At 61.9% G+C, this 21,017-nt stretch carries 20 protein-coding genes; 11 read left to right on the top strand and 9 right to left on the bottom strand.

Annotated features, from left to right (window positions below; translation table 11 throughout):
- Nucleotides 1-48: 48 nt before the first annotated feature.
- Together RG2_RS02320 and RG2_RS02315 are read right to left on the bottom strand one after the other, a co-directional pair.
- A complete protein-coding gene (locus RG2_RS02320) occupies nucleotides 49-2,262 on the bottom strand; it encodes an arylsulfatase (protein ID WP_051730627.1) in 2,214 nt (737 codons plus the stop codon).
- A gap of 11 nt (nucleotides 2,263-2,273) precedes the next feature.
- On the bottom strand, nucleotides 2,274-3,098 hold the full coding sequence (locus RG2_RS02315) for an SDR family NAD(P)-dependent oxidoreductase (RefSeq protein WP_033235686.1): 825 nt from the start codon (nucleotides 3,096-3,098) through the stop codon (nucleotides 2,274-2,276).
- A 291-nt stretch (nucleotides 3,099-3,389) separates the two neighbouring features.
- On the opposite strand from RG2_RS02315, the gene RG2_RS02310 reads away from it, so the two are divergent.
- The 5 genes from RG2_RS02310 (at nucleotide 3,390) to bphC (ending at nucleotide 8,654) form a co-directional block, all read left to right on the top strand.
- On the top strand, nucleotides 3,390-3,944 hold the full coding sequence (locus RG2_RS02310; RefSeq protein ID WP_072782278.1) for a hypothetical protein: 555 nt from the start codon (nucleotides 3,390-3,392) through the stop codon (nucleotides 3,942-3,944).
- A gap of 58 nt (nucleotides 3,945-4,002) precedes the next feature.
- On the top strand, nucleotides 4,003-5,211 hold the full coding sequence (locus RG2_RS02305) for an alpha-hydroxy acid oxidase (RefSeq protein ID WP_033235688.1): 1,209 nt from the start codon (nucleotides 4,003-4,005) through the stop codon (nucleotides 5,209-5,211).
- 106 nt (nucleotides 5,212-5,317) lie between these two features.
- Nucleotides 5,318-6,490: a 3-ketosteroid-9-alpha-monooxygenase, oxygenase component gene (locus tag RG2_RS02300; RefSeq protein WP_033235827.1), complete on the top strand. Its 1,173-nt coding sequence runs from the start codon at nucleotides 5,318-5,320 to the stop codon at nucleotides 6,488-6,490.
- Nucleotides 6,491-6,542: 52 nt separating this feature from the next.
- Nucleotides 6,543-7,724, top strand: a complete 1,182-nt coding sequence (locus RG2_RS02295) for an acyl-CoA dehydrogenase family protein (RefSeq protein WP_033235689.1) — start codon at nucleotides 6,543-6,545, stop codon at nucleotides 7,722-7,724.
- Between the two features lie 18 nt (nucleotides 7,725-7,742).
- Nucleotides 7,743-8,654 carry a biphenyl-2,3-diol 1,2-dioxygenase gene (bphC, locus tag RG2_RS02290; protein ID WP_033235690.1) on the top strand — a complete coding sequence of 304 codons (912 nt, stop codon included), beginning with the start codon at nucleotides 7,743-7,745 and terminating at the stop codon, nucleotides 8,652-8,654.
- Between the two features lie 160 nt (nucleotides 8,655-8,814).
- Here bphC and RG2_RS02285 read toward each other — a convergent pair whose 3' ends face one another.
- Nucleotides 8,815-10,155 carry an HNH endonuclease signature motif containing protein gene (locus tag RG2_RS02285; RefSeq protein ID WP_033235828.1) on the bottom strand — a complete coding sequence of 447 codons (1,341 nt, stop codon included), beginning with the start codon at nucleotides 10,153-10,155 and terminating at the stop codon, nucleotides 8,815-8,817.
- Nucleotides 10,156-10,427: 272 nt separating this feature from the next.
- Between RG2_RS02285 and RG2_RS02280 the strand changes: the two genes are divergently transcribed.
- Nucleotides 10,428-11,231: an IclR family transcriptional regulator gene (locus RG2_RS02280; RefSeq protein WP_033235829.1), complete on the top strand. Its 804-nt coding sequence runs from the start codon at nucleotides 10,428-10,430 to the stop codon at nucleotides 11,229-11,231.
- 36 nt (nucleotides 11,232-11,267) lie between these two features.
- Here RG2_RS02280 and RG2_RS02275 read toward each other — a convergent pair whose 3' ends face one another.
- Complete coding sequence (locus tag RG2_RS02275; RefSeq protein ID WP_033235691.1) at nucleotides 11,268-11,954, bottom strand: PadR family transcriptional regulator; 687 nt, start codon at nucleotides 11,952-11,954, stop codon at nucleotides 11,268-11,270.
- A 73-nt stretch (nucleotides 11,955-12,027) separates the two neighbouring features.
- Nucleotides 12,028-12,639 (bottom strand): TetR/AcrR family transcriptional regulator, encoded by a 612-nt coding sequence (locus tag RG2_RS02270; protein ID WP_051730628.1) that lies wholly within the window; start codon nucleotides 12,637-12,639, stop codon nucleotides 12,028-12,030.
- Between the two features lie 44 nt (nucleotides 12,640-12,683).
- Between RG2_RS02270 and RG2_RS02265 the strand changes: the two genes are divergently transcribed.
- The 5 genes from RG2_RS02265 (at nucleotide 12,684) to RG2_RS02245 (ending at nucleotide 17,240) form a co-directional block, all read left to right on the top strand.
- Nucleotides 12,684-14,285: an outer membrane protein assembly factor BamB family protein gene (locus RG2_RS02265; protein WP_033235692.1), complete on the top strand. Its 1,602-nt coding sequence runs from the start codon at nucleotides 12,684-12,686 to the stop codon at nucleotides 14,283-14,285.
- Between the two features lie 168 nt (nucleotides 14,286-14,453).
- Entirely contained in the window at nucleotides 14,454-14,954 is a 501-nt protein-coding gene (locus tag RG2_RS02260) for a flavin reductase family protein (RefSeq protein WP_033235693.1), read from the top strand.
- Nucleotides 14,955-15,098: 144 nt separating this feature from the next.
- Nucleotides 15,099-15,485, top strand: a complete 387-nt coding sequence (locus tag RG2_RS02255) for a nuclear transport factor 2 family protein (RefSeq protein ID WP_033235694.1) — start codon at nucleotides 15,099-15,101, stop codon at nucleotides 15,483-15,485.
- On the top strand, nucleotides 15,485-15,730 hold the full coding sequence (locus RG2_RS02250; RefSeq protein WP_033235695.1) for a hypothetical protein: 246 nt from the start codon (nucleotides 15,485-15,487) through the stop codon (nucleotides 15,728-15,730). Before RG2_RS02255 ends, RG2_RS02250 begins: the two co-directional genes overlap by 1 nt.
- 67 nt (nucleotides 15,731-15,797) lie before the next feature.
- A complete protein-coding gene (locus RG2_RS02245; RefSeq protein WP_033235696.1) occupies nucleotides 15,798-17,240 on the top strand; it encodes an FAD-dependent oxidoreductase in 1,443 nt (480 codons plus the stop codon).
- Between the two features lies 1 nt (nucleotide 17,241).
- On the opposite strand, the gene RG2_RS02240 is transcribed toward RG2_RS02245, so the two are convergent.
- From RG2_RS02240 to RG2_RS02225, 4 genes are read right to left on the bottom strand one after another with little or no spacing between them, the layout of a single operon-like run.
- Nucleotides 17,242-17,544 carry a hypothetical protein gene (locus RG2_RS02240; RefSeq protein WP_033235697.1) on the bottom strand — a complete coding sequence of 101 codons (303 nt, stop codon included), beginning with the start codon at nucleotides 17,542-17,544 and terminating at the stop codon, nucleotides 17,242-17,244.
- A 51-nt stretch (nucleotides 17,545-17,595) separates the two neighbouring features.
- The gene (locus tag RG2_RS02235; protein ID WP_174557323.1) at nucleotides 17,596-18,420 is read right to left on the bottom strand and encodes a mycofactocin-coupled SDR family oxidoreductase; all 825 of its coding nucleotides are present in this window, start codon (nucleotides 18,418-18,420) and stop codon (nucleotides 17,596-17,598) included.
- 4 nt (nucleotides 18,421-18,424) lie between these two features.
- On the bottom strand, nucleotides 18,425-19,216 hold the full coding sequence (locus RG2_RS02230) for a mycofactocin-coupled SDR family oxidoreductase (RefSeq protein ID WP_033235699.1): 792 nt from the start codon (nucleotides 19,214-19,216) through the stop codon (nucleotides 18,425-18,427).
- Nucleotides 19,213-20,838, bottom strand: a complete 1,626-nt coding sequence (locus RG2_RS02225; protein ID WP_033235700.1) for a flavin-containing monooxygenase — start codon at nucleotides 20,836-20,838, stop codon at nucleotides 19,213-19,215. Before RG2_RS02225 ends, RG2_RS02230 begins: the two co-directional genes overlap by 4 nt.
- Between the last annotated feature and the right edge of the window lie 179 nt (nucleotides 20,839-21,017).

The raw sequence follows: 21,017 nt of genomic DNA, 5'->3' as shown, positions 1-21,017 counted from the left end.
ATCCACAATCGCACAAAACTGGAACAGGTTCCAGAGGGGCCTCCGGCCCTACTGCACCGCAAATGCAATCCGCGCGAGATCCGCTTCCGTTTCGCGCGGAGGCAGATCATCCAGATCGACCCGAACGGATCGCACCGTCCCTACAAAACGATCTCGGTCGGTGTAGTCGGAACTGATTGCGACGCCGTGGCATCGCCCGATTGTCAGCAGGCCGGTTCCGCCGATGTAGAACGGTGTCGTCCGCTCGATCCGATCCGACGCAACAACGGCGCCGTCCACCAGAAGCACGATCTGCGCGCCGGAGCCCAATCCGTCGCCCTCGTAGTGCAGTTCCATCCGCAGGTCGTGATGGCCGGGTTCGATCACCACCCGGCTACGAACGTGCTGCACATGCAGATCCGCGACGTTGTTGCAGTACGTCAGGGCGCCGTCGTGCACATACAGACTCCATCCGCCGTCGGCGCGAGCACCCTGAGCCACGACAACGCCGGTTCGCCCCGCCTCCGACAGTTCGACGTTCGCCGTGATCGCGTGCGAACGATTGAACAGTTTGGGTGCCGCGTCCGGCAGCAAGGGTGGCATCGACCCGGGATAGGTGTGCGAACTCGGCGCCGGCTTCACCGACCCCTTGCGCATCCTCTGCATGCGAGTGTTGTCGAGCAGGACCTGGTTTCGGACCGCCTCGCGTTCGAACACCGCTTGAAGCTCGGCAAGTTTGTCCGGCCGGGTCGACGCCAGGTCGGCGGCCTCGGTCCAGTCGGTATTCGTGTCGTACAGCTCCCACACATCGTCTTCGAATGGCTTGTCACCGGATGCCGCCTGCATCGGGACGCGGTGAGCGGTACACGCCACCCACCCCTCGTGGTAGATCCCGCGGTTGCCGAATACTTCGAAATACTGCGTGGTTCGCCGATCGGGCGCCGACGGGTCGTTCAAGCTGTAGAGCATCGACACTCCGTCCATCGGCTGCTGCGCCACGCCGCCGACAGTCCCTGGCTGAGCAATTCCCGCAGCCTCGAGAACTGTGGGAACGACGTCGGACACGAAGTGCCATTGCTCGCGAATCTCGCCACCCGAGTCGATGCCGGACGGCCAGTGCACGATCAACGGATTTCGCGTGCCGCCGTAATGCGACGCGACCTGCTTCACCCACTGGTAGGGCGTATCCATCGCCAGCGCCCACCCGATCGGATATTGCGGCGCTGTGGTCGGTCCACCCAATTCCGCACTCTTGTCGATGATCCGCGCCGACGTGTCCTTCAGGCCGTTGAACAGGATGCCCTCGTTGGCGGTGCCGAGCATGCCGCCTTCACCGGCCGCACCGTTGTCGCCGAGAATGTAGAAAACCAAGGTGTTTTCGAGCGCGGCCATGTCGTCGAGTGCGTCGATCACCCGTCCGACCTGAGCGTCGGTGTGCTCGGCAAAACCTGCGTACAGTTCCATGAGCAATTCCGCCGCGCGACGGTCTTCGTCGCTCATCGAATCCCACTGGGGAATGAAATCCAGCCACGCCGTCAGCTGTCCGTCTTCCGGTACGACGCCCAACTCGTGCTGGCGTGTCACGGTGATGTCGCGCTGACGGTTCCACCCGTGCGCGAACTTCCCGGCGTATTTGTCTCGCCACTGCGCCGGGACCTGAAGGGGTGAATGTGTCGCTCCCAGAGCCAGATACGTGAAGAAGGGTTTGTCCGGCGCGGCCGCCTGCTGGTGGCCCACCCAGTCGATCAGGCGATCGGCGAGATCTTCGGAGAGGTGGTAGCCCTCCTCCGGACCTGCTGGGGCGTCAACCGGGGTGATGCCGTTGTAGAGAGCCGGGTAGTACTGGTCGGTGGATCCGCCGAGAAATCCGTAGAAGTGCTCGAACCCCTCCCCGGTTGGCCAACGATCGAACGGTCCGGCCGGCCCCGTCTCGACACCCGGAGTTTGGTGCCATTTTCCGAATGCTGCTGTGTTGTATCCGTTCTCACGCAGAGTCATCGCGAGCGTTGCGGCACTGTCTGGCCTTGTGCAGTTGTATCCGGGATCTGTGCTCTCGAAGTTGGTGACAGTACCGAACCCCACCGCATGTGGATTTCGGCCGGTCAGCAGCGATGCTCTGGTCGGCGAACATAATGCGGTGGTGTGAAACCTGTTGTACTTCAGGCCGTCATCTGCGAGCCGCTGCGCCGTGGGCATGTCGATCGGCCCACCGAACGGCGAGGTGGCGCCAAATCCCATGTCGTCGACCAAGACGATCAGTACGTTAGGTGCCTTGTTCGTCATAGCAGTACCTTTCAGTTCCGGCCGTCGAAAAGTGCGTCCGGACGTAGTTTTCCGGTCAGAACCTGGGCCCGCTTTGCGGCCAGACGGTCGAACGAATCGGGGTGCGTGAGTATCCAGAACTCTTCCTGCGCAACACCGTCGAAGTAGATTTTGGCTGCGGCCGCGGGCGACATACCTTCTCTGATGTTCTCGCGCCAGAACTCGGTGTCCGCCCCGGACTGCGGGCGCACCGCGACGTCCTCGAAAATCCTGGTGGCAACCTGTCCCGGACTGAACACCGAGACGCGGATCTGTGGAAACTGTTCGGCACATTCGAGATACAGGCTTTCGGTGAGCGCCTGCACACCGTGCTTCGAGGCCGCGTACGCAGTCATCTTCGGTGTGATCGCCACACCGCCGACCGAGACGGTGTTGACGACGTGGGAAGGCCGCGGGTCGGCTCCCATTCTGGGGACGAACGAGCGGATGCCGTGAAAAACCCCGGTCAGGTTGACGTCGATGACGCGGCGCCATTCGTCCGCCGGAATGTCCCACGTGAACCCGACGGATTCGAGGCCTGCATTGTTGGCCAGGAGTGTCACGGCACCGAACTCCGCGAAGGCCGCGTCGGCCAGTGCGTCCACATCTGCGGCGACGGTGACATCGGTCGGGACGGTCAGCACGTGGGCTCCGTCTGCCCGAAGATCGGCCGCCACAGCCTCGAGGCGCTCGGCGGAGATGTCCGCCAGGACGACATTCATTCCGAGGTTGACAGCTTCGCGGGCCAGACCCTCGCCGATTCCACTTCCGGCTCCCGTGATCACTGCTGTTCCGTCGCGCAATTCTTCGAGTTTCATCACATTCCCTTCGCAACCTGCAGTGACGCGTTGCTCTGCCGAATTTTCGGGTCACACTATTCGGCCTACAGCCCGCTCGACAGAGGATCTCCCGCACGGTGGAACGAGCGCAATACCGCCAGAAACTGATGTCTCGCCCACCGAAACCACGGCCACGTCCCAGCCGCACTACAGGGCACTTCTGCACATATTCCCGATCAGCGGGAGCAAATGCTGTGGTAGCCGCGATGGTCACTAGCGTTGCCATCACCCACTCGAACGGCCGACTGGCCGGGGGAAACGGAGGTTATCGTGACTGCAATGCTTGTCGACGAGAATCCCTTGGCGCACGCGGTGCTGCCGACATTTTCGACGCTGTACGACGCATCCGCCGGCTTGATCGACGCGTCGACAGACGAACAGGATGTGGTGTTCTTCGGCCCGCCACGCCCCACGGACACTGTTGTGGGAAGTATCCGTTCACTCGAACGAATCCCGTCCACCGACGGCGGCCCGTCGCGGATCGCCCGGACCGTCGACTACCGCGACGTGTACGGGCACTTGGTTGCCGAGGTGTACGCGTCGGGAATCGCCTGCGACATCAAAGGTCCTGTCGCTGCGAGCACTTCGTCCGCACTGGCCGCCCACGTCGACTCCTCGTTCGATGCCGACAGCGTCCGTCGATTCCGCACCCGGATCTTCGTCTCGGATGCCTCGCGTCTCACGTTTACCCGCACTGCCGTCGCCCGGTATCTCAAGGATTCGGAGTATGTTTCCGATTTCATCGTGAGTGCAACCGATGATGCAGGCGTAACCGCGGGCAGGGCGTGGGTCACCGTGGCGGAGACTGCTCACTCGGATCGGTAAGTTCCACCGAGCGGGATCAGGCGGCAACCGGGCGATTCTCCGGTGATTGAGTGGCTCCATGTCGGCCATTGCATTCACTCTGTCCTCACGTACGTCACCGATAACCGTCGCTGACTACCGCGAACGTGCCCGCAAGGCACTGCCCGCGATGATCTGGGCGTACGTCGACGGCGGCGCCGAGGACGAGCTGACGCTGCGCGCCAACGTCGATGATTTCGACAAGTGGGCGCTTCGCTCACGGGTTTTGACCGGAAACGAAGGTCAAGGGCTGTCCGCCAAAGTGGGGAACACAGCGCTCGATCTCCCGGTTTTCCTCTCTCCCACCGGAATGACCGGACTTATCCAGTGGACCGGTGAACGAGCTGCCGCTCGGGCAGCCGAACGCGTTGGCACGCGAGCGGTTATCTCGACGGCATCCAGCTACACCGTGGAGGAGATCGCGGACGCGACCTCCGAGAACCATTTCTTCCAGCTTTACCCGTGGACCAGCGTCCGCACCGGGGAATCGTTGGCGAAGAAATTCATCGACCGCGCACACCACGCCGGGTACAGCGCGTTGTTCGTGACGGTTGACGTTCCGGTGACCGGAAACCGGGAGGGGGAGCGTAAGCGAGGCATGGGGATTCCGCCCACTCTCTCGCCGTCCCGCGTCCTCGACGCGGCCCGCAAACCCCGCTGGGCCTACAACTTCCTGAAACACCAGCGAATCTCGTCGCGCATGTTGGTCGACGAGCGAGGCGCCGCCGCCGCGGTGCGATCGGCGCAGAAGCAGGTCAGTCTCCTGCGACCGGAACTGTGCTGGGACGACTTGGCGAAGATCCGCGATCTGTGGGACGGTCCGATGTACGTCAAAGGCATTCTCGATCCGGATGATGCCGCTGCTGCTGTCCGACTGGGTGCCGACGGAATTGTCGTGTCGAATCACGGTGGACGCCAACTCGACAGCGCGCTCTCGAGCATCGAAGCACTGCCTGCGGTAGTTGATCGAGTGGGCGGATCCGGCGGCGTTCCCGTCTACCTGGACGGCGGCATTCGTCGTGGCAGCGATGTGGTGAAGGCACTTGCACTCGGCGCGACCGCGGTCGGAATCGGCCGACCGTACGTCTATGGATTGGCGGTTGGCGGTGAGGACGGCGTCGCGCACGTTCTCGAGATTTTCCGCGAGGAGATCGCTCGGACTCTGACGCTCATGGGCGTACGTGACATCGCCGAACTCGATCGCTCCCACATCATGCGACGCGGGGCGAGTTTCCGGTCCCGAGAGTAAGTGTTCCATCCAGCGGGAATGCCCGTATCCGAGGCAACCACGCCAACGGTTCTATGGGGTGGATCACATCACTGACAGCGTCGTCGGACGCGGCTCGGAGGAAGACATGTCGCTCAGCACGGACTCACCCACAACGGCAGACGAGGAAATTCGCGAAATCGAGGCGGCGGCTCCCCCGGCGCGATTTGCTCGGGGGTGGCATTGCCTCGGACTCAGCAAGACGTATCGCGACGGAACGCCACACCAGATCGAAATCTTCGGCACCAGCCTGGTTGTTTTCGCCGACAGTAAGGGCGACATCAAGATCCTCGACGCCTACTGCCGTCACATGGGCGGCAACCTGGCGCAGGGCACGGTCAAGGGCGATTCGATCGCGTGCCCGTTCCACGACTGGCGTTGGGGCGGTAACGGAAAATGTACGGATATTCCGTACGCACGACGCGTTCCGCCGCTGGCCAAGACCCGTGCATGGACGACACTCGAGCGCAACGGCCAGCTGTTCGTCTGGAACGATCCCCAGGGCAATCCCCCGCCCGCAGAAGTCACCATCCCCGAGATCGAGGGGTTCGGAAGCAGCGAGTGGAGCGACTGGAGCTGGAACACGCTCACCATCGAAGGCTCGCATTGCCGCGAGATCGTGGACAACGTCGTGGACATGGCGCACTTCTTCTACATCCATTACTCCTTCCCCCGGTATTTCAAGAACATCTTCGAAGGTCATGTCGCGAGCCAGTACATGGAGTCGGTGGGACGTGAGGATGTCATCAGCGGCACGAACTACGGCGATCCCAACGCTGTTCTTCGTTCGGACGCGTCGTATTTCGGTCCGTCGTACATGATCGACTGGCTCAAGAGCGAGGCCAACGGTCAGATCATCGAGACCGTTCTGATCAACTGCCACTACCCGATCTCGAACAACGCCTTCGTGCTGCAGTACGGCGCCATGGTGAAGAAGCTTCCCGGAATGAGCGACGAGGACACTGCGGCCATGGCCGCGCAGTTCACCGAGGGCGTCGAGACGGGATTCCTTCAGGACGTGGAGATCTGGAAGAACAAGGCTCCCATCGACAATCCACTTCTCTCCGAAGAAGACGGCCCGGTATATCAGTTGCGGCGTTGGTACAACCAGTTCTACACCGATGTCGAGGACGTCACCGAAGACATGACCAAGCGCTTCGAGTTCGAGATCGACACCACCCGCGCGGTGGCGAGCTGGAAGCAGGAAGTTGCCGAGAACGTCGCAGCCCGGGAAGCCCAGGCACCTCAGACCACGTCCTGATCAGAGCCCGTGCTGACCGAGACCACACGACACAACACAACATAGGGTGACCATGAGTTACGAAGTGCTCGAACAGATCAACTTGATGGCCGACGACATCTTCCAAGAAGGTATCGAGGCCGAGAAAATCGGACGGTTGGCAGACGATACCGCCAAGAAGATGAAGGCCGCCGGGTCGATCCGGATGTTGCAGCCCAAGGAATACGGCGGCATGGAGGCGCATCCGCGCGAGTTCGCGGAAACTGTAATGCGGATGGCGTCACTGAATCCGTCGGCTGGTTGGGTCCACGGGATTGTCGGAGTTCACCCGTGGCAGTTGGCGTTTGCCGATCCGAAGGTTCAGCAGGAAATCTGGGGTTCCGATCCTGATACCTGGATGGCCTCTCCCTATATGCCCGGCGGCATGTGTATTCCCACCGACGGTGGGTACAAGTTCTCCGGCCGCTGGCAGTTTTCCTCCGGTACGGACCATTGTGATTGGGCGTTCCTCGGCGCTATGGCCTGCGACAAGGACGGCAACATGGAAATGCCGCCCCGCATGCTGCACGTGATCATTCCGCGCACCGACTACGAGATCATCGAAGACTCGTGGGACGTCATGGGTTTGCGCGGCACGGGGTCGAAAGATCTTGTGGTCAAGGACGCGTACGTTCCCGATTACCGCGTCATGGATTGCGACGAGGTCATCGACGGTACCGCTGTACGCAAGTACGGACGCACCGAGACGCTGTACCTGATGCCCTGGTCGAACATGTTCCCACTCGGGATCACAGCCGCGACCATCGGCATTTGCGAGGGAATGCTGTTCCACGCCAACGAATACCAGGCTGATCGCATCAATGCCCAGGGCACCGCGATCAAGGATGATCCGTACACGCTCTTCGCCATCGGCCAGGCAACGGCCGATATTCGCGCGGCGCGAGACACCTTGCTGGCCAATGTCGATCGCATGTGGGATCGCGTCGACGCAGGCAAGGAAGTGACGTTCGAGCAGCGCGCCGAAGGTCGACAGACACAGGTTCAGGCTGCATGGCGTGCCATCAATGCCATCGACCAGGTCTACCCGCGGTGCGGCGGCAACGCCCTTCGCATGGACAAGCCACTGCAGCGCTTCTGGCGCGACGCCCATGCCGGCCAGCATCACGCAATCCACGTCCCCGGCACCGTATTCCACGCTGCCTCCCTCAGCCGCCTCGGCGCCGATCCGCAGGGCCCGCTGCGGGCGATGATCTGACATAAGGAACAACACACGATGACGCACACCGACATCAAGGGACTTGGCTACGTCAAGATCTCCACCAACGACATGGACCGTTGGCGCACTTTTGCATTCGACGTTCTTGGCTTCGCCAAGGGCAGCGGACCGGACGAGAACGCGCTGTACCTGCGTCTCGACGAGCGCGCCGCCCGCATCGTCATCGTCGAGGGCGAGCGCGACGAGATCGTCAGCATCGGCTGGGAGGTGGCCGATCGCAACGCGCTACGACGCGTTCAGGCCGCGCTGGAGAAGTTCGGCACCGCGGTCGACCAACTTCCCCTGGCCGAGGCCGACGCACGCCGAGTCGAAGAGGTCATCACCTTCACCGATCCCGGCGGCGCAACTGTGGAAATCTTCCACGGCGCGATCCTCGATCACAGCCCGGTCGTCACGCCGTTCGGCTCTCGATTTGTCACCGGCTCACAGGGCCTTGGCCACGTTGTTCTCCCGGTCATGGACAGTGCTGCGAGCTTCGATTTCTACACCGATGTTCTCGGCTTCTATCCGCGTGGCGCATTCCGCCTGCCCGCGCCGCCGGAGTTCGGCCCCCTGCGCATCCGCTTCCTCGGGGTCAACGAACGCCACCACAGCTTGGCGCTGTGCCCTGCCCCGCACGGCGGCGCGCCCGGCCTGATTCACATCATGGTCGAGGTCGACACACTCGACGCCGTCGGCCAGGCACTCGACCGGGTGGTGAAGGACGGATTCTCGGTGTCCTCGACCCTGGGTCGACACACCAACGACAAGATGGTCTCGTTCTACGTCCGGGCACCCGGCGGCTGGGACATCGAGTTCGGCACCGAGGGATCGAAGGTGGATCAGGACTCCTACTCGGCAGAGGAGATCACCGCCGACAGTTACTGGGGCCATGACTGGTCGGGCAGCGAACCGCTGGCAGCGATGTAAATTTTAAGCGATGTAAATTTTTACCGGGAAGGGCTTGCGCACATTTGTGCGCAAGCCCTTTTCCTGTGTTCGGACCCCGTAGGCATGCGTGTGGGCTTCGCATCGTCTTGACTGGTGATGCGAAGCTCTCACACGGTATTCAGTTCCGGCAGAGCCGAATTCAGTCTCGGTGGACTGGGCCTTGGCGGGTGGTGGAGCGTCGGCGTCGTTGTTTCGGGTCGATCGTAGCTGGTGGGATAAACCAGGGTTTGTGATCATCGCCCATTTTGATTTCCCAGATGCCGCGGAATCCGCTGGTGCTGTGGATCAATCGATGGTGATTTCGGCAGAGGAGGGTGAGGTTGTCCATCACCGTCAAGCCTCCGGTTGACCAGGGTTTTATATGGTGGGCATCGCACCAGGCCGGTACGGCATCACAGTTGGGGAAGGCGCAGCCTTTGTCCCGGGCAATCAACGCCGTGCGTTGCTCGGGTGTGACGAGGCGTTTGTGCGGGGTCGCATCCAGCGGTGCGCCGTTGCCGTCCATCAACACTGTGGAGAGCATGCAGTCACAGGCGAGCATCCGGGTCAGGCTCACACTGAGTGGTCCCATCCACGGCATGTACCCGACGTCCAGATCTTCGACATCAGGCTCATCGAAATCCGCTGCGACATCGCTGCGCATGGTGGCGCATTCCCGATGCTCGGCAAGGTCTTTCGCGGTGATGTGCACATTCACGTGCGGACGCTGACCGCCGTCGACACCGGTCATGGCGTTGTCGAGATAGCGGCGGATCAGTTCCGTGAAGGCGTCGGCGGTTCGTTTGGCAGCGGACCGCTGATCCGGGGTTCCTTCCGCTGCTGGCTTCGGCATCGACAAACCCGAGGGAGCCGACAACAACATTTCACCAGTGAGCGCGTCGAAATCACCCTTGATCGCCACCCGACCGTTGAGCGTCGGCGAAATCCGCAAGACATTGAGGTCATCGTCCTCACCCGGCGGGACATCGTCGGATTCGAACATCCGCTCCAAAACCGCAATCGCGTAGCGGAGTTTGACGGTGGTCGCCTCCACCCCGGATGCGGCAGCGAGAAGGGTCTTCATGCAAGACGGTAACGCCCTGTCCGGCATTCCTTTTGGCGGAGATTCACAGAACGCGACGATCATTGCCGCATGATCGAGCGAGAGGTCGCCGGCCTCGAACTGCGCGGCAACATCCGGGAATACCCGCAACGCGGCACCGAGAGCCGCGATCTTGTTACCGGCCGCATTCTGCAGCATCGTGTTCGCCGCCAACCACCGACCAACACCCCGGTAACACAGCACCTGCTCATCAGGATTGAGCGCCAACTCATCAACCGCGGCAACCCGAATCGCTTCCAACCGAAGAATCTCCGCAGACGCACTCACGGCAACGTCCCGAACCTCCGCCGGGCGCAATTGCCACAACCTGCCACGCACACCCGCAGCGGAGCCAGCTACAACATCCCCCACCGAAACAAAATCGCTGACTGTGGTCATCAGAGCCTCCCCACCCTTGACCACAATGATACTCGAACACTTATTCGAATCAAGAGACATATCGGGCACATCTGAAACCGAAGCGACACGCATGCGCGCCGGATCGCCCAGTCGACAGGAATGGCGCCCACAAAAACCCGAACGCGCCACGCCCCTACGCCCAGATGCAGGACGTTTACGTGATTCACTTCACAAATCGCGAGTCATATGACACTATTTCTAATTGAAATAGCCAGCTCACAGATTTTCATCGAAGAGGAGTAGTGGACGCGATGACTATGGCACTGGAGTCCCAAGTAGCGACCGTGAAGCTAGATTCCGCTGACCTGGGGGTTGACTCGACACCCACTGCCGTTCTCGACCGCGTCTCACTCGTCCTCGACACCTTCGACGGTCCTGGCCGCCTCACACTCGCCCAGATTGTTCGCCGCACCGGCCTTCCTCGGTCGTCCGCCCACCGCCTACTCGAGCGGCTGGTCTCGATGCGCTGGCTACGGCGCGACGGCCGCGACTACGAGCTCGGTATGCGCCTGGTCGAGTTGGGCTCTCTCGCCGTACACCAGGATCGCCTGCACACAGCTGCGTTGCCACTGCTGCACGAGCTGTATCGCGTCACTGGATTTGTTGTTCACCTCGGCATTCTCGACGGCTCCGATGTGGTGTATCTCGAGAAGATCGGCGGGCGCCTGGCCGCCGCTGTCCCGACGCGCGTCGGGGAACGGCGTCATGCTCCCACGACTGCCTTGGGGCAGGCGCTGCTCGCATTCGAGTCGCAATCCACAACGCATCCCCAGCGTGCCCGGATTCGGGAGGCCGGTGTGGCCTTCGAAAGTGGGAGTGGGTTGGCCGGCTTCAGCTGTCTGGCGGCACCGATCGGACTGCCCGGACGGGCAGTTGCCGCAGTGTCGATTTGTGGGCCGACGAAGGCGCTACGTAACGATCACATCAGTGCAGCACCCGTCCGCATGGCCGCGTCTGCGATCTGGCGTGCCATCGACGGTGGATCTCACACTGTCACACCGACTTTGCAGCGTCGGCAGCTGCTGCGAAACCTGCCCACCGCTGCCAGGGCGTGAGCAACACGTTGGTCATGACCGAGGGCAGCTGGTTACTCAGATATCGCGCTGATCCTGGGTGAGTGAGAGGACATGATCTTCGATGTCCTTCCATCGGCCAGGCGACACCGGGATCGGTGACCCGAGGGGATCATATTCGGCGACCTTGGCAAATTCTGCCGACGCCCGGTCGATATCGTCGAGTAGTTCACGCGCAAGGTCGATTTCAGCCCGGAAGTAGCGTACCGACCAACGCAATGTCATGACGGAGTACGCCCAGGCGGGCTCGTTTTCTGCGTGGTCTGCGTGAAGTTCCGCGCGTCGTAGTTGCTCCTCGACATTGGCGATATGCGCACCGACAAGTGCCTTGAGCCGTGGCGGGTCATTGAGATGCCCCATCCAAAGTCGAAGCATGACACCGTGTTTGAGTACGGGAACCTCCACAGGAGCTTCGCGCGACCAGGTGCGCACTGCCTCGGTTCCGGATTCGGTAATCGCGTACAGGCGCCGACCCCGCACTCCCGGTTCGGACACGACCCGCGATTCCACGAACCCGATTTTCTCGAGTTTCTTGAGCTCGGCATACACCTGACTGATGGACGGACTCCAGTAGAAGAACCCGACACTCCAGTCGGCCCATTTCTTGAGATCGTTGCCTGTCAGCTCCTCACCGAACGTGAGCGTTCCGAGGACCGCCCAACTCGTTGCGGGAAGTCCTCTGGACACGTCTTCGGTTGCGGACACGGACAGGAGTCTAACAATCGAACAACCAGGTGAGGTGCATCACAAACCGAGGTGCCCGCTTAGCGGGAGAGTTTCACGAATTGGCGGTCAAGGCTGCTGTCGTCATGTCGATGACGTTCACTTGAAAGTCCGCCGCCGAGAGCGGCAATCGGCGGCGCCCGGTCAGATCACGTGCCCGGACGGCTAGCATTGCGGTGGCAAGCAGAATTGCGCCGCGCACACGCTCGTCCACCAGCGGGCCGGGCAGGTGGCCGATGGATTCGCGCAGCAACTCGATGGATCTGACGAGGCTGGGATACTTCGGCGGTACCTGATCTATCTGCTCGGGTTCGAGCTGATAAATGGTCTGGCCGAGAATGCGCAGGTATCTGCGGCCCGCTTCGCTGGTGAGCATCTCCCCCAGCGGCGCCACGATCAGTTCGACGCACTCGCGCGGGGTGACATCGCCTTGCCAGTTTGCCAGCATCACGGTTCGTCGAGACTCCAACTGCACCAGATACTTCTCCCGAATCGCCTGGAGTATGCCTTCGCGGGAGCCGAAGTGATACCGAAGCGCCGACGGATTGCGTTGGCCCGCACCCGAAACGATGTCACCGACCAGCGTCGCCTCAATCCCCTTCGTGGCAAAGAGTTCTTCCGCGACTTCGAGAAGTTTTTGTTTGGTCGAGAGCTCTCCCGTACTCATGGCGCTTAGTGTACCTTTCCGATTACTACTAATAAGGAGTATTAATGAGCCCCTTGAAATCGATGACCCCGGCCAGGTTCGGATCCCTACTCGTTGCCGCTACGACGGTGCTCGCGACAGGTTTCGGAAGCAGCACCGGAAGTATCGACGGAAGCCTCGAACCCGACACATCTGTCTACGCAGACACAGGTTGGGTTACCCTGCACGGCGATTCGGGCAATCGTCGTCAGCAACTGGGGGTTAAACCCGCGCAGAGTTACACCCGGTGGACAGCTCTGCAGGGTGCGTCGATTCTCACCGCTCCCACCATGCTGCCCAACGGAAACCTGGCCATCACCACAGGCAAGGCCGAGGGCAGCGCCAACCTCCATGTGCTCGACAAGTTCGGCACCATCGTCTGGGAAACACCGGCGTGGAGCGGCAAGACCGGCGTCGACTCGGCCGCGATCATCTCCTCCCCCATCATCGACGCGGACGGCAACATCTTTGTCAGCGACGCAGATCAACTGTGGTCGTACACCAGTGGCGGCGCCCTGCGTTGGGTCATCGACCTACCGGCAGCGCCCAGCCCCAACCCCTTTGCCGACGGATCGCAAGCGATCAATCCCTTTGTCACAGCCGCTTTCACCAAGGACGGTGCAGTTTTCGGCACCACCGTGTTCGGTCAGGTAATGGTGGTCGACCGGGCCACCGGAGAGCTGCGCGCACCCGTGTTCCAGCTTCCCGGCTCAATAGCCAAGCGGCACACAAAAACTCCGATGTCACCGAACATGTGGGCCGGCGGAATGATGGACCCTGCCATCAAGGATCCCATCTTCCAGATCATCATGGGCGGCATAGTCCAGAGCGCAAACACTCCCGCAGTGGACTCTGTGACCGGACGCGTCTACGTCGCGGCAACCGACAAGGAACAAGACAAGGGCGCGCTCTACGGCCTCGACATCACCCCACCGAAGAACGGTGCCCCCGGCTCGATTTCCATTGCCTTTGCAGCGCAGATGGGGCCAGGTAGCGGTTCGAGCCCCGTTATCTCGCCCGACGGCAAAACCGTCTACACGTGTGACGACGAGGGACTCCTCTATGCGTTCGACGCTGCATCCGGCAAGGAACTCTGGAACGCGCCGTCCGGCGCTGCCGCTGCCGCGGTAGCCGTGGACGCGCAAGGATCTATCTACGCACTCACCAATCCCGGCGTCCTCTCTGCATACAGTGCCGCAGGCGCAAAGCTCTGGGACGCCGATCTCAGCGAGCTGACAAACGCGACGCTCCCGGTCAGCGACGTGTACGGCGCGCCCATCGTGCGCGGCAACGGCAACCCGACGGTTGTGAACGGCTCAATTCTGATCGAAGTCTTCTACGGCTACGACGTCCCGATTCAGGGTTACCCCGTCTCGGTGCCGGTGAAGTCCGCCATCGTCGACATCGATCCGGCCACCGGAAAAGGAATGCGCAACATCGGCTTCGCCACCGACACCACGGAAGGGATTCTGGCGGTCACTCCGGACGGACGAATCTTCTCGACCTTGGGCGTCATGACGTCGACGGCTGTTGCGCCACTCGCGCCGATGATCAACCCGACACTGCCGGACGGACTCGAACTGATTGCACCGTCCGGCGGACTCGACGGGTTCATCCCGAACCCGTAGGGCAGCGCTTCTACTGACCGGGAGTGCTGAGTCGACCGGGTGGAGCGGGATCCTGGGCAGAAGTGTTCTTGCTGCCATTGAGTGGGACTGGCGCTGGATTACCTCGCCGTTGCCCCACATCGTAGGGACTCACACCCTGTTTGCAGAGCTTTGATCGAGGAGAGACACATGTCCGTAGAAAATGCCGCACCGCCGGCGCTGGACGGGCGCACACTGCGCGACGTGATGAGCAACTTCTGCACCGGCGTCACGGTGATCACCGCCCACGACGGTGAATCCCCACTCGGATTCACGTGCCAGTCCTTGGTCTCGGTTTCTCTCGATCCTCCGTTGCTGTCGTTCTGCCCGGCCAAGACGTCGACGAGTTGGCCGAAACTGCGTGAAGCCGGATCCATCTGCATCAACGTTCTTGCGCACGATCAGAAGGACATGTGCTCGGCTTTCGCTCGCGGCGGCACTGACAAGTTCAGTGGTGTCGACTGGGAAGCAGGCTCCAACGGCGCGCCTGCCCTCGACGGCGCCCTGGCCCGTATCGAAGCCACCATCGAAAACGAGCACGATGCAGGCGATCACACCATCGTCGTTGCACGCATCACGGATCTGACCGTGCTGCGCCACGACGGTCCGCTGCTCTTCTACCGTGGCGGTTTCGGTCGCTTCGACGCCTAAGCCTCCGACAAGCCACGGACGTCTGAACTGGACGTCCCGCTGCGTGGGAGAGATCGACGATAGGGACGATCAGAAGCGATAACGTCCGGTGAGGTCGGCGCCCACCGCCGACCTCACCGGGACACAACTGATCGGATTACGACGATGACTACTGTCGAACCAGATATCACCGCTGCGATCACCGCGACCGTCACCGCGTACCTCGACGCGGTTTCCCGCGGATCGAGCGCAGACATCGCAGCCCTGTACGCGGAGAACGGAACTCTCGAGGATCCCGTGGGCAGCGAACCCGTTGTCGGCCGCGAGGCGATTGCCGCATTCTTCGGTGCCCTCGAAGGTCGCACGCAGGAGATCGAACTCCTGACCCTGCGTGTCAGCGGTTCCAGCGCGGCGTTCCATTTCCGCGTCGTGACACCGATGGGTGACAAGATCTACGAGGTCTCCCCCATCGACGTGATGACCTTCGACGAGAACGCCAAGATCACCAGCACGCGCGCGTTCTGGGCGATGTCGGACATGGCCGTACGCTGATGCGGCAGGTCAGCTGCCGCAATTGCGGCAACCGAGTACTCATCGAGAAGTACAGCAACGCGCACACCAGCGTGCAGTGGCTCGAGGATTCCGAGCAGGTCTGCCCGGAACTTGCGCGCCCGTCGGATAATCCGTATGCACAGCGTTCGTGCTCGTCGTTGCGTCAGACCATCAACGACCTTGCCGACGCCGGAGCCGTCGAAATGAGCGAGCGCAGCTATCCCGTTCCCGGCTCCCTGTACTGAACAGGACTTCTCTCGCTCACTGGGAAGCTACATATACGACGCAATTGCGGCGCCATAGCTTTGTGACATGGATAACAATGTCGACGTAATTGTCATCGGTTCGGGAGCTGCAGGATCGGCTGCAGCTTTGCAAGCACACGCTGACGGCGCATCAGTGGTGATCCTGGAGAAGTGCGGACCTGACAACGCCGGCGGTAACACCCGATTGTCCGGCGGTGGATGGTTCGTCAACCAGGATCCCGCTGCAGCCCGAACGTTCCTGCGCGCCTTGAACGGCTCGTTCACCGTCGCCGACGACGTGATCGACGCGTGGGCCGAGAACACACACGGGCTTTCGGACTGGCTCCGCGAACTGGATGCACCGGTGTCGATGTCCGGCGAGTTCCATTCCACGGCGGAGTACGCCGAGCTCGACGGAAGTTCTTGTTACGCAGGGATGGACACCATCGGTGGGGCCATGGGCAACGAACTGCTCTACCGCTTCCTCGTCTCGGCCCTCGCGGAACGCGGCATCACAACACTCTTCGACACCGAGGCGACCGCACTGCTGACGGACGAGTCCGGAGCAGTGATCGGAGTCGAAACCGTCTCGGGTGGAACAACTTCGCAGATGTACGCTCGTCGGGGTGTCATCCTGGCGACCGGCGGCTTCGAGGCCAACCCGGCCATGGTCCGCGACTACCTCCGCCTCGAGAACCCGAAAATCTGGGGATCACCGGCGGCAACCGGCGACGGCCATCGCATGGCGCAGGCAGTTGGCGCCGACCTGTGGCACATGAACAACATGATGACCATTACCGGAATCTCCGGCGACACAGACGATCCGTCCGGGCACTACCTCGCATTGTGGAACGCACACAACTACGTGTTCCTCAGCCAGGAGGGACGCCGATTCACCTGCGAGTCGGCCGAAATGCGCCACGGCCATGTATTCAAAGAAGGTTCCTACCAACACTTTCCGGTGCGGTCGATGAACATCGTGTTCGACGAATCCATGAGGTTGGCCGGGCCACTGAGCCCCGGCCGCGACGTACTGGCTGTCGGGCGTCTAGTTCTCGACGAGGGCTACGAGTGGAGCGCAGACAACCAAACCGAGATCGACAAGGGGTGGATCGTCAAGGCGGACACACTCGCCGAACTCGCCGACAAGCTGGGCCTGGACCCCGCCGTCGTGGAAACGAGTGTGCGACGCTACAACGAGGCATGCACTGCCGGTGTCGACGAGTCATTCGGTCGGGACCCCGCGACGTTGGCTCCCGTTGTCACTGCGCCGTTCTACGCCGTATCCGGGCCGCCGCTCCTAGGGTGGAGCAACGGTGGTCCTCGCCGCGACGGCCACTCGCGTGTACTCGACACCGCCGGTAATCCGATTTCCGGACTCTACGCGGCAGGCACCGTCAGTTCCACGTACAGCGCAGCCAAAGACGGCGGATTCCACATCGCCGACGCCCTCGCGTTCGGTCGTGTTGCCGGTGCCCATGCGGCCACCCGGGTCAGCGCGGACGCCTGAGCTAGGAGCGGGCGGCTTTGACCGCGTCGAAGAACGCGATCACGGCCGCCTCCTCGTCCGGCGGAACCGTCAGCGAAGCACGCGCTCCGGCGACGGCAATGGAGTCGTCGGCAAGCCGGTTGCCGATCGTCAGTTTCAGGCCTGACTTCGTCGGCTTTGCTTTCACTCCAATATGTTCGACGTGCCAACGGCATACCTCACTGGTGCTCGCCGCGGTCCGGTCGAACACCTCGACGGTGCGGTGGTCGAGCACCAGGATGATGTTCGCGCCGACTGTCACTTCGAGATAGCGTCGTTCCGTCACGGTGTGCGCCTTTCGGTTAGGTGGAACCGACGCTACACACCGTGACGGATCTCAACGGGACGAGCTACCCGCGTCCACGGGCAATGCGACGGACGTGATGTAGCGGGCCTCGTCGGAGGAGAGGAACAGTGCCGCGTTTGCCACGTCTACCGGCTCGATCCACGGTATCGCGAGCATGTTCATCGTCATCGCCGCTTCGGCGAACTCTTCGCGCGTCGGATTTTCCAGATCGGGGCGAAACTTACTGCTCACCGCGGGGTTCTGAATCATCGGTGTATCCACGTTGGTGGGGTGCACGGTATTGACGCGCACGTTGTGCGGCGCCAATTCCTTTGCCAGTGACCGCATCAAGCCCACGACGCCGTGCTTGGCTGCCGTGTAGTGCGCAACACCGACGAGCCCTCTGAGCCCGGCGATGGAACTGGTGAGCGTCATCGATCCCCCACCCCGCGCGATCAGATGCGGCGCAGCGACGACAGTGGTGTGCCACACGCCGGTCAGGTTCACGTCCAGCATCGTCTGCCACATGTCTTCCGACATCGCCAAGGCACTGTCCGAAGACGTGATACCCGCTGTTGCGCAGACGATGTCGAGTCCACCGAGTGTTCCGACCGCTGAATCGACAGCACTTCGCAGCGCCTCGAGATCACGAACATCCACCACCGCTGATTCGATGCGCCGTCCCAGAGCCCTTACCTGCGCGACGGTATCCGCAAGATCAGCTTCGGTCGACGGCGGCGTGAGCGTCGTGTCCACCGAGGCACACACGTCGACCGCGACGATGTCTGCGCCCTCTTCGGCAAAACGCACGGCCTGAGCCCGTCCGATTCCCCGTGCCGCACCGGTGACCAGTGCGATCTTTCCCTCGAGTCTCATCAGTTCACACCTTCTGGGTCAGGCCGGCGTCGACCACCAACTGACAGCCGGTCATGTAGCGGGACTCCTCGGACGCAAGAAACAGCACGGCGTTGCTCACGTCCACCGGATCAACCCACGGCACTGGCAACAAGTTTCGAGCACTCAGGACGGCCGCGGCGTCGGATTCCGTGGGATTCTCGATGCCCGGACACAGGTTCGCAAATACCCGTTCGTTGATGATCATCGGTGTTCGCACCGAACCCGGATGCACTGAGTTGACGCGAATACTCTGCGCTCCCAACTCGTTGGCCAGGGTTCGAGCCAGTCCGACGACGGCGTGCTTGGCGGAACTGTAATGACCCGCTCCGGCAATGCCTTTGATTCCTGCCGTCGAACTGACAAGAACAACCGATCCGCCGTTGCCGAAGTGCGGAACACACGCTTTCACGGTGTGCCAGGTTCCGGTCAGATTGACGTCGAGCGAACGGTTCCACACGGACGGGTCGATGGTCCACGTAGGTCCGGGCGTGTCGTAGACGCCTGCGTTGGCAACAACGACGTCCAGCCCGCCGATTTCGGCGACGCAGTCCGCCACCACTGCTGCGAGTTCCTCGTAGTTGCGGATGTCGGCAATGCCCATGACCGCCGCGCCGCCGAGATCACGCACGGCCGAAGCGGTTTCATCGAGTCCGGACGCCGCCATATCCAACGCGATCACCGACGCACCCTCCTCGGCGAGCCGAATGCAGTGCGCACGCCCCATGCCGCCGGCCGCCCCGGTCACCAGCACGCGCGCGCCCTCGAGCCGCCTCATGCGTGGACCGCGCTGTTCAGTTCGAAGCCTCGATATCCCTGCGCCGCGACGTCCGCGCAGATGTCGCTGTAGACGCCGAACCCGCCGATGAAGGGCATGAAGATCCGCGTCTTGCCGGGAATGTTTGCACCCATGTACCAGGAGTTGGCCGAAGGAAACAGTGTGGCCGACGCTCGACGTGAGCACTCCTCGAGCCATCCGTCGACTGCTTCGACGCTGGGTTCGATGGTGGTCAGATTATTCGCGTCGAGATGGGCAATTGCGTCCGCAATCCAGTCGACGTGCTGTTCTGCCGCGAGGATCATGTTCGACAGAACGCTCGGGCTGCCTGGTCCGGTCACGACAAAGAGGTTCGGGAATCCGTTGACCCCGAGTCCCAGATACGTTCTCGGCCCGGCATGCCAGTTCTCACGCAGGGTTTCCCCGCCGCGTCCACGGATGTCGATTCGGTCGAGTGCACCGGTCATCGCGTCGAATCCGGTGGCAAACACCAGCGCATCCAGGTCGTAGTGAGATTCGGTGGTCTTGATCCCGGTCGCGTCGATTGCTTCGATCGGAGCCTTCTTCAGGTTGACCAAGGTGACGTTGTCCCGGTTGTACGTCTGGTAGTAGTTCGTGTCCGTCACAATGCGCTTGGTACCGATCGGATGGTCGTTCGGGATCAGGAGATCCGCGATCGACTGGTCTTCCACAACGGAACGGATCTTGGACTCGGCAAACTCGCGTGCCGTGTCATTGGCTTCGAGGTTGCTGGTCTGATCGGCAAATGTCTTGCCGAACAGCACTCCCCCGAGGCGCCATCGTTCCTCGTACGCTGCGGTCCGCTCGTCTTCAGGAACCTCCAGCGCGCTTCGCGAGTCCGAGATGAACGGGGAGCCGCCGCCGCTGCGCTTGCTGAGCGCGCGACGCTCGGCATAGCTTGCCTTGATCTCGGCGCGGCGTGCGTCGTCAAGAGGTGTGTTTCCAGCCGGGACACTGTAATTCGCCGATCGCTGGAACACATACAGATGATCGGCTTGCTCGGCGATCAGAGGCACCGACTGAATTCCCGACGATCCGGTGCCGATGACACCCACTCGCTTTCCAGTGAAGTCGACGCCTTCGTGCGGCCAGAACCCGGTGTGAAAAACATCCCCCGCGAAGGAATCTCGCCCGTCGATGTTCGGCATGTTCGCCGTCGAGAGACTGCCAGTGGCGCACACGACGAAACGTGAGGTGACGTCATGCCCGGTGGTGGTCTGCACTCGCCAGAGCGCCGATTCCTCTTCGAACTGCGCGCTCTTCACCCGCGTGTCGAAGGTGAAACCGCTCCGCAGGTCGAACCGATCCGCCACGTGGTCCAGGTATTCGAGAATCTCGGGCTGCGCAGCGTACTTCTCACTCCAGTCCCAATCCTGTTGCAGCTCTTCGGAGAATGAGAATGAGTAATCAAAGCTCTCGACGTCGCAGCGAGCCCCCGGGTAGCGGTTGAAGTACCACGTTCCACCAACTCCGGAGCCGGCTTCGAAGCCGTGGACACGCAGTCCCTGCTTGCGGAGTCGGTACATGGCGTACAGGCCTGCGACGCCGGCGCCGATGACTACGACGTCGAGTGGTGCGGTGGAGATATCAGGATCGGTCATGCCGGAAACGGTACGAGTTGCTCCATCGGTTCCGGAACGGCTTCTCCCGGTGGATGGGCAGTCATGATCACGCCTGACTCGTTTCAATCGCGTTGAGAGTTAATGACCCCGCAGTTACACCTGGGAAAACAGGCAAACGGGTCTCCTAACATTCGGGAGTCCCATCAGCCCTGTATTCG

It is taken from the genome of Rhodococcus globerulus NBRC 14531 (assembly GCF_001894805.1).
GTDB classification, from domain to species: Bacteria; Actinomycetota; Actinomycetes; order Mycobacteriales; family Mycobacteriaceae; genus Rhodococcus_F; species Rhodococcus_F globerula.
This window is presented reverse-complemented; position numbering and strand designations above follow the sequence as displayed.

What these genes read in the sequence shown, in the direction of transcription:
- RG2_RS02295 (WP_033235689.1), top strand. Translation starts at nt 6,543, where the DNA reads ATGAGTTACGAAGTGCTCGAACAGATCAACTTGATGGCCGACGACATC.
- RG2_RS02320 (WP_051730627.1), bottom strand. Translation starts at nt 2,262, where the DNA reads ATGACGAACAAGGCACCTAACGTACTGATCGTCTTGGTCGACGACATG.
- RG2_RS02235 (WP_174557323.1), bottom strand. Translation starts at nt 18,420, where the DNA reads ATGAGACTCGAGGGAAAGATCGCACTGGTCACCGGTGCGGCACGGGGA.
- RG2_RS02305 (WP_033235688.1), top strand. Translation starts at nt 4,003, where the DNA reads ATGTCGGCCATTGCATTCACTCTGTCCTCACGTACGTCACCGATAACC.
- RG2_RS02230 (WP_033235699.1), bottom strand. Translation starts at nt 19,216, where the DNA reads ATGAGGCGGCTCGAGGGCGCGCGCGTGCTGGTGACCGGGGCGGCCGGC.
- RG2_RS02285 (WP_033235828.1), bottom strand. Translation starts at nt 10,155, where the DNA reads ATGACCACAGTCAGCGATTTTGTTTCGGTGGGGGATGTTGTAGCTGGC.
- RG2_RS02245 (WP_033235696.1), top strand. Translation starts at nt 15,798, where the DNA reads ATGGATAACAATGTCGACGTAATTGTCATCGGTTCGGGAGCTGCAGGA.
- RG2_RS02250 (WP_033235695.1), top strand. Translation starts at nt 15,485, where the DNA reads ATGCGGCAGGTCAGCTGCCGCAATTGCGGCAACCGAGTACTCATCGAG.
- RG2_RS02260 (WP_033235693.1), top strand. Translation starts at nt 14,454, where the DNA reads ATGTCCGTAGAAAATGCCGCACCGCCGGCGCTGGACGGGCGCACACTG.
- RG2_RS02315 (WP_033235686.1), bottom strand. Translation starts at nt 3,098, where the DNA reads ATGAAACTCGAAGAATTGCGCGACGGAACAGCAGTGATCACGGGAGCC.
- bphC (WP_033235690.1), top strand. Translation starts at nt 7,743, where the DNA reads ATGACGCACACCGACATCAAGGGACTTGGCTACGTCAAGATCTCCACC.
- RG2_RS02225 (WP_033235700.1), bottom strand. Translation starts at nt 20,838, where the DNA reads ATGACCGATCCTGATATCTCCACCGCACCACTCGACGTCGTAGTCATC.
- RG2_RS02265 (WP_033235692.1), top strand. Translation starts at nt 12,684, where the DNA reads ATGAGCCCCTTGAAATCGATGACCCCGGCCAGGTTCGGATCCCTACTC.
- RG2_RS02270 (WP_051730628.1), bottom strand. Translation starts at nt 12,639, where the DNA reads ATGAGTACGGGAGAGCTCTCGACCAAACAAAAACTTCTCGAAGTCGCG.
- RG2_RS02255 (WP_033235694.1), top strand. Translation starts at nt 15,099, where the DNA reads ATGACTACTGTCGAACCAGATATCACCGCTGCGATCACCGCGACCGTC.
- RG2_RS02280 (WP_033235829.1), top strand. Translation starts at nt 10,428, where the DNA reads ATGACTATGGCACTGGAGTCCCAAGTAGCGACCGTGAAGCTAGATTCC.
- RG2_RS02300 (WP_033235827.1), top strand. Translation starts at nt 5,318, where the DNA reads ATGTCGCTCAGCACGGACTCACCCACAACGGCAGACGAGGAAATTCGC.